Source organism: Tenacibaculum aestuarii, assembly GCF_964510395.1.
GTDB lineage: Bacteria > Bacteroidota > Bacteroidia > Flavobacteriales > Flavobacteriaceae > Polaribacter > Polaribacter aestuarii.
This window is the reverse complement of sequence record NZ_CAZEFY010000001.1, coordinates 75,351-88,807: the sequence shown is the minus strand read 5'-3', so window position 1 is coordinate 88,807 and position 13,457 is coordinate 75,351. Positions and strand designations below refer to the sequence as shown.

Annotated in this window: 13 protein-coding genes; all 13 read right to left on the bottom strand. The window is 31.9% G+C overall.

Annotated features, from left to right (window positions below):
- Positions 1–696: an ABC transporter ATP-binding protein gene (locus ACKTSU_RS00430; RefSeq protein WP_408034411.1), complete on the bottom strand. Its 696-nt coding sequence runs from the start codon at positions 694–696 to the stop codon at positions 1–3.
- Positions 697–716: 20 nt separating this feature from the next.
- Positions 717–2,189: a DUF5687 family protein gene (locus tag ACKTSU_RS00425; protein ID WP_408034409.1), complete on the bottom strand. Its 1,473-nt coding sequence runs from the start codon at positions 2,187–2,189 to the stop codon at positions 717–719.
- Positions 2,190–2,301: 112 nt separating this feature from the next.
- On the bottom strand, positions 2,302–3,294 hold the full coding sequence (locus ACKTSU_RS00420; RefSeq protein WP_408034407.1) for a DUF4837 family protein: 993 nt from the start codon (positions 3,292–3,294) through the stop codon (positions 2,302–2,304).
- Positions 3,295–3,320: 26 nt separating this feature from the next.
- A complete protein-coding gene (locus ACKTSU_RS00415; RefSeq protein ID WP_408034405.1) occupies positions 3,321–4,835 on the bottom strand; it encodes a lytic transglycosylase domain-containing protein in 1,515 nt (504 codons plus the stop codon).
- Between the two features lie 8 nt (positions 4,836–4,843).
- Positions 4,844–5,605 (bottom strand): exodeoxyribonuclease III, encoded by a 762-nt coding sequence (locus ACKTSU_RS00410; protein ID WP_408034403.1) that lies wholly within the window; start codon positions 5,603–5,605, stop codon positions 4,844–4,846.
- A 122-nt stretch (positions 5,606–5,727) separates the two neighbouring features.
- Positions 5,728–5,955 (bottom strand): hypothetical protein, encoded by a 228-nt coding sequence (locus ACKTSU_RS00405; RefSeq protein ID WP_408034401.1) that lies wholly within the window; start codon positions 5,953–5,955, stop codon positions 5,728–5,730.
- Between the two features lies 1 nt (position 5,956).
- On the bottom strand, positions 5,957–6,613 hold the full coding sequence (locus ACKTSU_RS00400; protein WP_408034399.1) for a CoA transferase subunit B: 657 nt from the start codon (positions 6,611–6,613) through the stop codon (positions 5,957–5,959).
- A 3-nt stretch (positions 6,614–6,616) separates the two neighbouring features.
- Positions 6,617–7,318: a CoA transferase subunit A gene (locus ACKTSU_RS00395; RefSeq protein ID WP_408034397.1), complete on the bottom strand. Its 702-nt coding sequence runs from the start codon at positions 7,316–7,318 to the stop codon at positions 6,617–6,619.
- Between the two features lie 27 nt (positions 7,319–7,345).
- Entirely contained in the window at positions 7,346–9,622 is a 2,277-nt protein-coding gene (locus ACKTSU_RS00390; protein ID WP_408034395.1) for a penicillin-binding protein 1A, read from the bottom strand.
- A complete protein-coding gene (locus ACKTSU_RS00385) occupies positions 9,623–10,108 on the bottom strand; it encodes a gliding motility lipoprotein GldH (protein WP_408034393.1) in 486 nt (161 codons plus the stop codon).
- On the bottom strand, positions 10,098–11,531 hold the full coding sequence (gene ricT / locus ACKTSU_RS00380; RefSeq protein WP_408034391.1) for a regulatory iron-sulfur-containing complex subunit RicT: 1,434 nt from the start codon (positions 11,529–11,531) through the stop codon (positions 10,098–10,100). Before ricT ends, ACKTSU_RS00385 begins: the two co-directional genes overlap by 11 nt.
- Positions 11,532–12,123: 592 nt before the next feature.
- Positions 12,124–12,939 carry a hypothetical protein gene (locus ACKTSU_RS00375; protein WP_408034389.1) on the bottom strand — a complete coding sequence of 272 codons (816 nt, stop codon included), beginning with the start codon at positions 12,937–12,939 and terminating at the stop codon, positions 12,124–12,126.
- 24 nt (positions 12,940–12,963) lie between these two features.
- Positions 12,964–13,434, bottom strand: a complete 471-nt coding sequence (locus ACKTSU_RS00370) for a hypothetical protein (RefSeq protein WP_408034388.1) — start codon at positions 13,432–13,434, stop codon at positions 12,964–12,966.
- Between the last annotated feature and the right edge of the window lie 23 nt (positions 13,435–13,457).

Genomic DNA, 13,457 nt, shown 5'->3' with positions numbered 1-13,457 from the left:
TTAAATAGAAAAATAGCTTTCTAACTCTTGTAATGTTTCTTGTGATGTGTAAATGTCTTTTACTAAGTTTCCTTTATCTAAAACTACTATACGTTCACAAACTTCGGTAACATGGCTTAAATCATGGCTAGAAATTAACACGGTAACCTCGTTATTTTCAGTTAATTTTTTAATTAGCTTTTTTAATCTGATTTGTGTGGTTGGATCTAAATTTGCAAAGGGTTCATCTAAAATTACTACTTGAGGATTCCCCATCATTGCAGCAACAATCCCTACTTTTTTCTGGTTTCCTTTACTTAAGCTTCGTAAGTATTTTTTCTTCCCTAAGATTTCACCATTAAAAAATTCTTCAAACTGAGTTAAGAAACCTTGTATATCGGCTTTGTTCATTCCGCGTAAATCTCCCACAAAATCAAAATATTCTTCAGGAGTTAAATAACCTATTAAAAAAGATTCATCAATAAACGATCCTGTAAAAGTTTTCCAATCTTCACTTTTATTCACTACTACTTGATTATTTACAATTTCTCCGGTAGTAGGTCGAATCAAATCTAACAACAAGTTAAACAAAGTGGTTTTTCCTGCTCCGTTATTTCCTACCAATCCGAAAGATTGTCCGCTAGGAATTTCTATATTTTCAAGGTTTAAAACTTGTGCTGTTCCGTAGGTTTTTGAAATATTTTGTATTGAAATCATTTTAGTTCTTTTAAGGTTGGTTATGATTTTTGGCTAAATGCGTGTATGGCAGCATATTTATTTTTAATGTATCTCTTTTCTATCCTATTCATAAAGTAATTTTTGAACACTAAGGCGATTGCTCCTGTTATAGCGATTGCTAAAACACCTGAATTGAATCCTACAAACTTGTTAAAAATCCAAAATAAGAACATTGGAACCCCCATAATAGGAATGATAATTAAAAACTGTGTTGCACTGGTTCCTTGATAGTTTGAAAACCCGCTTTTATTTAAGTCGATTCGTTTTTTATTGAACGCTCCTGCAAATAGTAAAAACAATGAGTTGAATCCAATATTAAAAATAGCTCCAGCTGTAATCATCAAAAAGATGTCTAATCCATAAAAATATAAATATGGAATGCTTAAAAGGTATAATCCTGCCGATACCACAACCATTAAGTACCATTTACTTTCTAAAAACTTTCGATAACGAATATTTTGACTCATAAGCATCTTATAATATTCACTATCCCAAGCAGGAATAAATTGACCATAATTAAGTGTAAAACCTCCGGTAATAAATATTGCTGCAAAGACTAAAAAAGCAGGCATTTTTTCTCGATAGGTGTCTTGTCCAAAGAAAATAGCTCCGTAGAAAAGAAACAAAAATGACATAAAAAATACTGTTTTAGTCCGTTTGTTTCTCCAAATTTGTCGAATGTCGTTTTTTATAAACGGCGCTACATCTCCTAAGCTATCAATAAAAGACAGGTCAGTAGTACTAGCTACTTCTTCTTTACTTTTAATCGCGTCATCTAAATATACTTTACTTCGTAAGAATTTAAAGTTCAAATAATACAATCCTGCAAGCAAAAACACTCCTAAAAGAGCAACTATTGGATTGTTATATACTGATTGAAAAACTGGTGCAAAAAACTCAGTAATGTTGAATATTTCGTATTTGTTTACCAAAAACAATAGTGCTAAAACAGCAACCATTATTCCTAGTGCATAGTTATTTTTGTTAATTAAAAAATTAAGATAGTTAGCACTTAATACTAGTGTAATCATTAAAAACAACCATCCTACAACTCCCAAAGCGTTATAGCCTTGTCCCATTAGTACTATTGAAAAAGGAACATAGAAAAACAACGGCATGAAGTTGAAAAACGAAAACGCTGATTTACCTAATACAAAATGTACTAGCTTTTCCTTTCTTATGGGTAACCCAAGAAATGGTTTAATATTCAACACAGGAAGTTTTTGCATTAAATAGCGAAAAATTAAATCGGCAACTAACAAGAAAATGATAATTCCATTTACAAAAAACAAAGGGTCTGTATTCGGGTATTCTTTTTTAATAAAAAAATAGCCTCCTAAACCTATCATTAAAAAAGAGGTTAACATCCATAAAGCAAAAAAGCTCATGATAATTTTTAGTGCAATACTTTTCCCAAAATAAGAGGAGCGAAAAAATTGTTTCCACTCAAGTTTTAAAAAATGTGCAATCATTTGGTTACTAATTTGGTTGATTGTTTTATAAGTCTATCATCCCTGAATTTTGTTACATAAAAAAAGCATCAATTTAAAAATTGATGCTTTACTTAGTCTTTGTTAGTCGGGGCTATTTTATTGTTAACGACTTTCCGATTGCTTCTAGTTCAAAAATAAAGTCTCTTTTATTTACTGAGGGTGCATAAGTAAATCCTTCAAAAACAATTACTCGGTTGTGCTCTTTATCAACTATAGTGTAATTAATAAAAGGTCCTGCCATAAAATCATTTTTCACTTCCCATTTACCTCTAGTTTCAAAGGCTTTTTTTCCATCTATTTCTGCATCATACGTAAACGGTGTATATGCCTGTTCAGTAATCATGTACATTCCTTCTTTGCTTCCAGGAATGTATTTTTCTCCAATAACATCTCTCATATTGGTGATATTATCTGCAACTTTAGCTTCGTCTTCTAGTGGATAACTGTATACTAATATATTATTCGATCCGTCTCCTCTAGCAATTCCACTTTTTAAGTGTTGACGTAACCATAAAAATTCACCTGTATCTTCAACTAAATTATACCTTTCAGGAATTGTAATTGTAACACCTAAATCTTTAATTGTTTTAAATTTACTCTCGTCTAATTTTTCTTTATTGAAAATTCTTTGAATAAATTTAACATCTTCATCTTTAAATAATTGCAAGATTTCTTTTCCTCTATTACGGATTAAATTTACAATACCTTCTTTATCTTTTGCTGTTGCATAAACTAATATTTGAGGCTGTGCATATTTGTTTTTTTCAACTGTTATTTTTTCTTGTTCTCCTTCTCTAACTATTAAAACAGCCTTCGCATTCCTTATAAAACCTTTGTAGCCTACAGGGTCTATTTGACTTACAGATAATAATGTTTCTGGCTGCGGTAAACCTACTTGATGCTCTCCAAAAGTAGTACGGATTTCATCTCCTATTCTTCCTTCCCAATCAACTCCTTTTATAACTACCAAAATTTTATTGGTGTTACCTGTTGATGTGGGTAAAACATGATTATTTTTTCCTCCTTCTGTTTTACATGATATCGATATAAAAATCAATACAAAAAAGGTTAATAGTTTATTCATAGTTGATAGCGTTTAAATAATTGGTTTTAACTTTTAAAAATTTTAAGCTTCATTCCTGGCTTTAAACTTTTAGCACCCCAAATATTGTTCCATTTTTTAATTTCTTCAATAGAAACTGTAGGATATTTTTTTGAAATAGTCCATAATGAATCTCCAGACTTAACAACATAAACCTCATGCTTGCCTTTTGGGGTTTCTACTTTCTTTTGTGAAACCTCTTTTGGAATTGCCATTTTCTTTGGATAAATACTTAATCGCTGGCCTATTTTTAAGTGATGTGTTCGTAAACCATTCCACCTTTTAATATCGCTAACTCGTACACCAAACTTATTTGCTATTTTTCCTAAATAATCTCCACTTCGTACTTTATAACGAATACGTTTATCCATTTCAAAGTACTTAGGTAATGGTTTTTCTCTTTTAGCATCATCTTCATTAGCTAATGTGTAGATTTCTTCTTCCTTTTCTAAGAACTCAATCATATCTCTTCGAGGTAATCGAACGGCATAGTTCTTTTCTTTTACATACGGAATGATATCTAGCTTATAAGACGGATTTAAAAATGATAATAAATCAGAATCAATACCTGTTTTCTCTGAAATTTGATCAAAACTAATAGTTCTCTTTACACGAATTGTATCTGTCTCAAAATGGAAAATCTTTGGAGGTTCAGGGTAAATATGATGTTTATCTGCATACTCAAAAATATACATTGTCGCATAAAATGCAGGGACGTATCCTGCTGTTTCTGTAGGTAAAAACGGACGAATATTCCAGTAATTCTTATACCCTCCTGAACGTTTTATAGCTTTTGATACATTTCCAGGCCCTGAATTATACGCCGCTAAAGCTAAATCCCAATCACCAAAAATTTTATATAATTGACTTAAGTATTGACATGCTGCAACGGTAGACTTTACAGGATCTTGGCGCTCATCTACATACGAATTTACCTTTAAATCAAACTGAACTCCAGTACCGTACATAAATTGCCACAAACCGGTAGCTCCTACCCAAGAACGAGCATCTGGACGAAGCGCAGACTCAACAATTGCCAAATACTTCATTTCTAAAGGAATGTCGTACTGATCTAAATATCGCTCAAACATTGGAAAGTAATACTTAGCACGAGCCATTAAAGCCGGATAATATTTTTTTCTATATTTTAAATAGCTGTTAATTACTTTTTCTAACGCAGGATTGTACTCTAAATGAAAAGGAGTTTTTACATTTAAATCGTGTAATCTCTTCTTTAATAATTCTGTAGTAAGTACTGTTGTTGTATTACCTAAAATGTCTTTATCATTAATAACATATTGAATACTATCAAACAGCGAAGAATTAAATTTTTCTTCTACCAACAAACTATCAATCATTTTCAAATCTTCCGTAGAAAATAACTCTTGATTTTGTATTGGATTTATAGAATCATTTGCCATCAGCTCAACGTTAATACTGTCTTTAGCCACTAAAAGACTATCTGCAGGTTGTTGTGCTATGATGGATGTTGTAAAAAGGAGTAGTGCTAGTAGTTTTTTCATGTTGGTTTTTATAAATCTAATTCAACTGCAATCGGACAGTGGTCTGAATGCTTCGCTTCTGGTAAAATATACGCTCTCGAAATTTTATCTTTCAATGGTTCGGTTACCATATTGTAATCAATACGCCAACCTTTATTATTCGCTCTGGCATTAGCACGATAGCTCCACCACGAATACTCTTGTTTTTCTGGATGTATGTGACGAAAACTATCAATAAAACCACTGTTTATAAATTTTCCTAACCACTCACGTTCTTCAGGTAAAAATCCTGAAACGCCTTTCATTTTTGGATTATGAATATCTATTTCTTCATGACAAATATTATAATCTCCACAAATAACTAAATTCGGAATTTCCTTTCTTAACTCAGTAGCATACTCAAGAATTTCATCCATATAATTGAACTTATAATCTAATCGATCACTATTAGTTCCTGAGGGTAAGTACATACTCATTACAGATACCTCATCAAAATCTACACGAAGGTTTCTTCCTTCAAAATCCATTGATTCGATTCCAGTTCCGTATTCTACATGATTTGGTTCTTCTTTACAGAAAATAGCTACAGATGAATAGCCTTTTTTTTCTGCTGAAAACCAATAGTGATATGGATATCCTGCATTTTCAAACTCGGTTACATCTAACTGCTCTTTATGTGCTTTGGTTTCTTGAATACAGATTACATCAGGATTTGCAGCTTGAAGCCAATCGATAAATCCTTTTTTAAGTGCTGCTCGTATTCCGTTTACGTTGTATGAAATTATTTTCATTAAACCCCTTTTTATTTCCCCTGAGGGTAAAAATATTGTTTTTTTATTTTATTTAAAGAGCTTGTCTGAAAGTATAAAACTTCGACAAGCTCATTTGATATTTCTTAATAATTAAGAAAAAGTTAGTCTAGAATGATTGGTTCTTTTAAAAGGAACCAAGTGATTTGAGTTTTTTCTCCCGTTGGAGTTTGAATTTTCTTTTTTCTAGGTGAAATTAGTACTGCAAAAAATGCAGACACTGCAATTCTAATACCAAAATTCTCTATATTGAATCCTTTATCTAATACCGCATTTACAATAAATACAATTAGAAAAACTACAATAAAACTTTTTTTCGCCAAAAACTTCATGCTAAATATCCATTTCTGGAATATCTCCTTCTACTATCAAAGTACCTTCAGTGGCTGCTTGAATTTCTTCAACAGAAACTCCTGGAGCTCTTTCTAACAAGTAAAATTTATTGTCTTTAATTTCTAATACCGCTAAATTGGTTACAATCTTTGTTACACAACCTACACCAGTTAATGGCAACGAGCATTTCTTTAACAATTTAGATTCTCCTGCTTTATTGGTATGCATCATCGCTACAATAATGTTATCTGCAGAAGCTACTAAATCCATTGCTCCACCCATTCCTTTTACCATTTTCCCTGGTATTTTCCAGTTGGCAATATCTCCATTTTGAGCCACTTCCATCGCTCCTAAAACGGTTAGTTGTACGTGTTGCCCACGGATCATAGAAAAACTAGTTGCAGAATCAAAAATAGATCCTCCATCTAACACTGTTACGGTCTGTTTTCCTGCATTAATTAAATCGGCATCTTCAGTTCCTTCAACAGGGAAAGGTCCCATTCCTAACAAACCATTTTCTGATTGAAATTCAACTTCAATTCCTTCAGGAATATAGTTTGCAACTAAAGTAGGAATACCAATTCCTAAATTAACATACCATTTGTTTTGTAATTCTTTAGCTATTCTTTGTGCTATTTGTTCTTTGCTTAATGCCATGATTTACGATTTAGGAGTTACTGTTCGTTGTTCAATTCTCTTTTCATACTTCTCTCCTTGAAAAATACGTTGTACAAAAATTCCTGGAATGTGAATTTGATTTGGGTCTAACTCTCCAGCAGGAACTAACTCTTCTACTTCAGCAACCGTAATTTTAGAAGCTCCGCACATATTTGGATTAAAGTTACGCGCAGTTCCTTTAAAAATTAAGTTACCCGCAGTATCTCCTTTCCATGCTTTTACAAATGAAAAATCTGATTTAAAAGCTGGTTCTAATACGTACATTTTTCCATCAAACTCACGTGTTTCTTTACCTTCTGCTACTTCTGTACCATAACCTGCTGGCGTATAGAATGCCGGAAATCCTGCCTGTGCTGCTCTACACTTTTCCGCTAGGGTTCCTTGTGGCGTTAACTCAACTTCTAATTCACCAGAAAGCATCTGACGTTCAAACTCATCATTTTCTCCTACATAAGAAGAAATCATTTTCTTGATTTGACGATTTTGTAGTAATAATCCTAAACCAAAATCATCAACTCCTGCGTTGTTAGATATACAAGTAACATCTTTTACGCCTATTTTTACTAACTCAGCAATCGCATTTTCAGGTATTCCGCATAAACCAAATCCACCTAACATAAAAGTCATTCCGTCTTTTACACCTTCTAATGCTTCTTGTACGTTATTTACTTTTTTATTTATCATTATAGTTGTTGTTTTAAAGCTTCGTTACTAAAAATCTATATCGTTAAGGTTCTCTTCTTCCTCTCCCTCTTTTGAAGATTCTACTTTCGAACAATCCAAATTAATACTTATATCCTTTGGTTTTTCAAAATTCCCATTACTTACACCTAAGGTCTTGTCTTCATAACACTTTCGCATAAAAATTGCCCATGTTGGTAGTGACATTGTTGCCCCTTGACCATACCTTAACCCAGCAAAGTGCGTAGCTCTATCTTCTCCACCTGTCCAAACACCCGTAGCTAGGTTTGGGACTATTCCCATAAACCAACCATCTGATTGATTTTGAGTAGTACCAGTTTTTCCTGCAATCGGATTGGTAAATCTGTAAGGGAAACCTGTAACCGCATCTCCTCCTGATGTATAATTAGATCGTAAACGTGCTCCTGAACCTATTTGGGTAACTCCTTTCATTAAATCTAATATTACATAAGCAGACTCTTCACTTAACACCTCTTTGGTTTCAGGAACAAACTCTTGTAAAACAGTTCCATTTTTGTCTTCTATTCTAGTAACCATTAACGGACTTACACGTAACCCTTTATTTGCAAATGTTGAATAAGCACTTACCATTTCCATTAATGATAAATCAATAGCACCTAATGCAATAGAGGGATTTGCCTCTAATTTAGATGTTATCCCAGCAGATTCTGCTAATCTTACCACATTTATAGGTGAGACTTTATCTATTAACTGTGCTGTAATTACATTAACCGATTGAGCCAATGCATCTCTTAATGTAAGCTCTTCTCCGTATTTACCTCCAGCATTTTTAGGTGTCCAATCTTCTGGCATTCCATATTTTTCCTTAGGAATAGTATATGGTGTATTTGGCAACTTATCACAAGGAGACATTTTTAATTGATTAATTGCTGTAGCATACACAAAAGGTTTAAAAGTAGAACCTACTTGACGTTTTTGTTGATCTACTGCGTCATATTTAAAATATTTGTGATTAATACCTCCTACCCACGCTTTAATATGACCTGTTTGTGGTTCAATAGATACTAAACCTGAACGTAAGAAATATTTGTAGTGACGAATAGAATCGTAAGGTGTCATTACCGTATCACGTTCTCCTTCCCATGTGAAGATTCGCATATCTGTTGCGGTATTAAATACCTCATCTATTTCTTTTTCAGATTTACCAGCAGCCTTCAATCGCTTATAACGATCTGAATTTAGTTTAGCTCTTCGTAAAATTCCTTCTATCTCTCTTTTGTCTATATCATAAAAAGGAGCTGTTTTATTACGCTTTTGTTCCTTATCAAAATACGATTGAAGATTAGCCATATGTTCTTGCACAGCTTCTTCCGCGTATTGTTGCATACGTGAATCAATCGTTGTATAAATTTTTAATCCATCTCTATAAATATTATACTCACCTCCATCTGGTTTTGGATTATCTTTTACCCATTCTTTTAAAATACTTCTCAAGTGTTCTCTAAAATAGGTTGCTAAACCATCACTATGCCCTTCTTTATTAATATTTAATCCCAATGATAATTTTTGTAATGAGTCTTTTTGTTGCTCATTAATAAAATCGCTTCTAGTCATTTGCTTTAAAACAACATTTCTTCGTTGTTTTACCATTTCCTTTCTTCTTAAAGGATTAAAAAGAGATGAGTTTTTAAGCATTCCTACCAACATTGCAGACTCTTCTATATTAAGTTCTTTAGGCTCTTTTCCAAAATAAATTCGTGCTGCTGATCGAACTCCAACTGCTTGATTTAAGAAATCATACTTATTTAAATACATTGTAATAATCTCTTCTTTTGTATACTGACGTTCTAATTTAACAGCTACTACCCATTCTTGAACTTTTTGTAGTACTCTTTTGAAAATGTTTCGAGAAGCTTTTCCTGTAAATAACATTTTTGCTAACTGCTGAGTAATTGTACTTGCTCCACCACTTCCAGGTTTTAGTACAGCTCTTGCAGTACCTCTAAAATCAATCCCTGAATGCTCATAAAAACGTTCATCTTCAGTAGCTACAAGCGCTTCCACCATATTTTTTGGTATATCTTTATACTTTATTGGTGTTCTGTTTTCAACAGCATACTTACCTAAAGTCTTACCATCTGCTGAAATTATTTCTGTAGCTAAATTATTTTCAGGGTTTTCTAACTCTTCAAAAGTAGGTAACGCACCAAATACACCCCAAGAGGCCAGCAAAAACAGAAGACCCAATGTAAGAAAGCCTCCTATAATAATACCCCAAAACCATTTAATATATTTACTAAAATTTGCTGTTTTTTTCTTTGTCATTTATTCTGTTTTTTCAATTCTAAATCCCACATGGGTTATTCCTTCTAATTCTTCTATGCCCTGAATTTCTCCATTTTTTCGCATAGCTTGACGTACTTTAAAGGTATAATCTCCTGTGCTTGGAAATGTTATATTTTCTTTATAAAAAAGTTTATTCTCTTTAACATCTGAAAAACCTTGCCCTAAAAACTTTCCTGTAACATCTGCCATATCATACTCTAAAGTATCGATAATAACTTGACCATCTGGAAAATTCATTTGAGCTATTAAAAAAAGATTACTGTACTCGTAATCTTTATTGTTTCTAAGATTTATAAATAGGTTTTTCTTAGTTATTGAATCATTAACCGGAAATGTAAATTGTATAGTATTTGTTCTATGCCAAGCACTCTTTGGAAGCGCCACATATTCATCAAAATCGCTATTTGACTTACACGATACAATTAATGTAGCTATAAAAAAAAGTAAACCAATTTTAGTTCTCATTATTGGGGTTGTTTTTAGTATCGCTATTATTTTTTTTACGTTGATTGTTATTTCGTCTTTTTTGGTTTCTTGGCTTTTTTTGTTGCCCTTGAGTTGGCTTTTCTGCTGTACCTGCTTCAGGTTTAGATCTCCTATTTCTAGGATTATTTTTAGGTCTTGGCTTTCTGTTGTCAACTCGTTTTTTATCTGGTTTCGGCTCTCCTTCTGCCTTTTTTACCTGTTTAGCTTGAGGTTTTCTTGTTATTTTAGCCTCAGAAGCTTGATTTTCTGGTTTTTTACTTACAGGTTTTCTTGATCTTCTTCTGTTATTTCTGCTTTTCTTAGGAGCATCAAAACGGGTTAAACTGTCTTGACCAACAACATTTTCAAAATCTATTGGAGTTTCTTCTGCTATCTCTAATTCGTATTCTTCTAACGGTAAAGCAAGCTCATTATTTTTGTTCATTTCTATAATTTCATGAACTTGATCTAATGACAGTTTGTACCATTTAAAACTTTCTTCTTTGTAAGTGTACCAAAGTAATTTTTTAAAGATGTCCATCTTCACAAAAACAGCATCTCCCTTTTCAGTTTTTAAAACTTTATCTTGCTTCGGAAAGCTTTGTAACGCATCTAAATACGTATCTAACTCGTAGTTTAAACAACATTTTAACTTACCACATTGTCCTGCTAACTTCAACGGATTCAACGATAATTGCTGATATCTAGCCGCTGCGGTATTTACCTTTCTAAAATCGGTTAACCAAGTAGAACAACACAGTTCTCTACCACAAGACCCTACACCTCCTAAACGAGCTGCTTCTTGACGCATACCTACCTGACGCATTTCTACACGAATAGAAAAAGCACTTGCTAAATCGCGAATTAACTGACGGAAATCTACACGGTCATCTGCCGTATAATAAAAAGTAGCTTTGGTAGCATCCCCTTGATACTCAACATCAGAAAGCTTCATTTTCAATCCTAAACGACTGATAATTTCTCTTCCTTTTCGTTGGGTTTCAGGCTCTCTATCTCTAGCTTCTTGCCAAACATCGATGTCTTTTTGTGAAGCTTTTCTGTAAATTTTCTTTACTTCCTCACTATCTGCATCAATTTTTCGCTTCTTCATTTGAACTTTTACCAGTTCTCCTGCCAACGACACTATACCTACATCATGACCCGATGAACCTTCAACCGCAACCACATCTCCCATAGAAATGGTAAGGTTTTCAGGATTGCTAAAAAAGTGTTTTCGACCGTTTTTAAAACGGACTTCAAAAATATTAAATGGAGCTTCACCCGTAGGTAAAGTCATATTCGATAACCAATCAAAAACGGCAAGCTTATTTCCGCTCCCACAAGTACCTGTTCCACAATTTCCATTGCTCTTACATCCGTTAGGCACACCGTCTTTGTTAGTTGAGCAACTGCTACAACTCATACAATAGTATATTTTTTGAAAAGCCTTTTAAACCTGTAGTTTACACAGTATCAAAAAGCGTTTTTTATTATTGACTTTCAACTAGATAAAATCTCTTTTATCACATCTTTCCTTAATCTGTAAAGATACATATTCTGATGAAAAGTGAAAATTGAATTTTTGTTAAAAGAAAACCGCCACTTTTATCATAAAAGCAGCGGTTTTTTTATACGTTCTAACACATTTTATAGGAATTTCAAAATTTAATTTTTCTCTAAATCTTCCATTGATTTTATGTTGTATGTCTTTGACTTGTTTGTCTGAAATGTTTTCAAAGTTTTCCTTTTTTGGGATATATTATCTGATGAGGTTATTGATCATTCCTAAAAGTTATTGTTATGCAAAAACCTGAGTTAATCTATATAAGAAGATCGACTTATATACTTAGCTTCCGTTCTAAAAGTAATAAATTTACTGGTGTTTTCAGTTTTAAAAAAAAGAATCGAACTATATGATAGAATATTAATCTATTATGAACAAAAAATACTCATATTCAATGAGTGTTTTTTTAAAATTACATACTCTAAATTAAAATAAGTCGATTTTCTTTAGTTTATTTATAAGATATTTTTCTATTAATTATAATTTCTTTATTATATCTTTTTACCCAATTTGTATTTTCATCATAAGAATAATTCCATTGAATATCGGAGGGGATGGGTCTACTCGTAATTGATTGAAAACTTACAACATCCCCATTCGAGTTATAAGAAATATGATTTGTGCTGTACCTGTCAATTTCAAAAGATGTTAGTCTATATTCTTTGTCCCAAAATATTTTTGTTTTATTATATTTATTTCCAATATACACTTTTCCGTTTTTAATAACATCAAGTCGCAACTCGGCATTATTATCTTTAGAACTATATTCTATATTGTAGATATAACTAACTTCTCTAAGTGTAAAGGAAATTGTTGAAAACTTACCCTGATAATTATATTCTAATTGATACTTTTTTCTGTTGTTTAGATAAATACTTTTAAGATAGTTATTGATGTATTCTAATTTATAGTTAAATATTTTTACACCTTCTCCATCATTCCTATCAATAGAATAGTTTACTTCAACTAATTTTTGTTTACTATAATTGAAAAATAATTTTTCGTGGAAACCTCCCAAATTGGAAGAAAACTCTATTCTATTGATTTTCTTTTTGTTTAGGTCAGGCACATAATCCATTATACTCGAAAGATTGTAATTTTTCTCAGTTAGCTCAAGATTTATAAATAAATTAATTAACATTTCATTTTGTACTTGAACTTTCTTCTTGTTAAAGACTATATAATCATCATTTTTACTAATTGAGTAATTATTATTAATAAAAATAATGACTATAAGTAAAAAGAGTTTACCTTTAAGTATTTTCAAAATATTGATTTGCGCTATATCTTGTTAATTATGATTTTGAACGAGTGTTCTTATAAGGTCAATAATATTATTTCCCTTTTCTTTCGAGTTAATCACTATTTTTAACGCACTGTATTTTGAGTTTTTAAACGCAGAATGAGTAATAACCCGTTCTTTATTGACAGACTTGATATTAATCTGATATGTTTTTGGCTTTTTTACTGAATATCGAGTCTTATCCTTACCAACATTCATAGATTCGATATCAACCTTATTAATGGGTATTGTATAAGTCATTGCAAAGTTATCTCGATTCCTTATTGTTTGAACTAATAAATTATTATTTTCTATTTTTAACTCAGACCTGAAAAGATCTTTAGTAGAATAAAAAGCGCCTTTAAGTGCTTCGTTTATTTTAGCAATTTGATATTCTTCATTATATTTTTCTTGACTCTGAGCAGAAACAAAAAACAAGGTTAATACTATTAATAATTTAAATTTTGTTAAGGAATTCATATACATATAAAAATTAAAATTGT

What these genes read in the sequence shown, in the direction of transcription:
- ACKTSU_RS00425 (WP_408034409.1), bottom strand. Translation starts at nt 2,189, where the DNA reads ATGATTGCACATTTTTTAAAACTTGAGTGGAAACAATTTTTTCGCTCC.
- ACKTSU_RS00390 (WP_408034395.1), bottom strand. Translation starts at nt 9,622, where the DNA reads ATGACAAAGAAAAAAACAGCAAATTTTAGTAAATATATTAAATGGTTT.
- ACKTSU_RS00410 (WP_408034403.1), bottom strand. Translation starts at nt 5,605, where the DNA reads ATGAAAATAATTTCATACAACGTAAACGGAATACGAGCAGCACTTAAA.
- ACKTSU_RS00420 (WP_408034407.1), bottom strand. Translation starts at nt 3,294, where the DNA reads ATGAATAAACTATTAACCTTTTTTGTATTGATTTTTATATCGATATCA.
- ACKTSU_RS00415 (WP_408034405.1), bottom strand. Translation starts at nt 4,835, where the DNA reads ATGAAAAAACTACTAGCACTACTCCTTTTTACAACATCCATCATAGCA.
- ricT (WP_408034391.1), bottom strand. Translation starts at nt 11,531, where the DNA reads ATGAGTTGTAGCAGTTGCTCAACTAACAAAGACGGTGTGCCTAACGGA.
- ACKTSU_RS00385 (WP_408034393.1), bottom strand. Translation starts at nt 10,108, where the DNA reads ATGAGAACTAAAATTGGTTTACTTTTTTTTATAGCTACATTAATTGTA.
- ACKTSU_RS00400 (WP_408034399.1), bottom strand. Translation starts at nt 6,613, where the DNA reads ATGGCATTAAGCAAAGAACAAATAGCACAAAGAATAGCTAAAGAATTA.
- ACKTSU_RS00370 (WP_408034388.1), bottom strand. Translation starts at nt 13,434, where the DNA reads ATGAATTCCTTAACAAAATTTAAATTATTAATAGTATTAACCTTGTTT.
- ACKTSU_RS00405 (WP_408034401.1), bottom strand. Translation starts at nt 5,955, where the DNA reads ATGAAGTTTTTGGCGAAAAAAAGTTTTATTGTAGTTTTTCTAATTGTA.
- ACKTSU_RS00395 (WP_408034397.1), bottom strand. Translation starts at nt 7,318, where the DNA reads ATGATAAATAAAAAAGTAAATAACGTACAAGAAGCATTAGAAGGTGTA.
- ACKTSU_RS00430 (WP_408034411.1), bottom strand. Translation starts at nt 696, where the DNA reads ATGATTTCAATACAAAATATTTCAAAAACCTACGGAACAGCACAAGTT.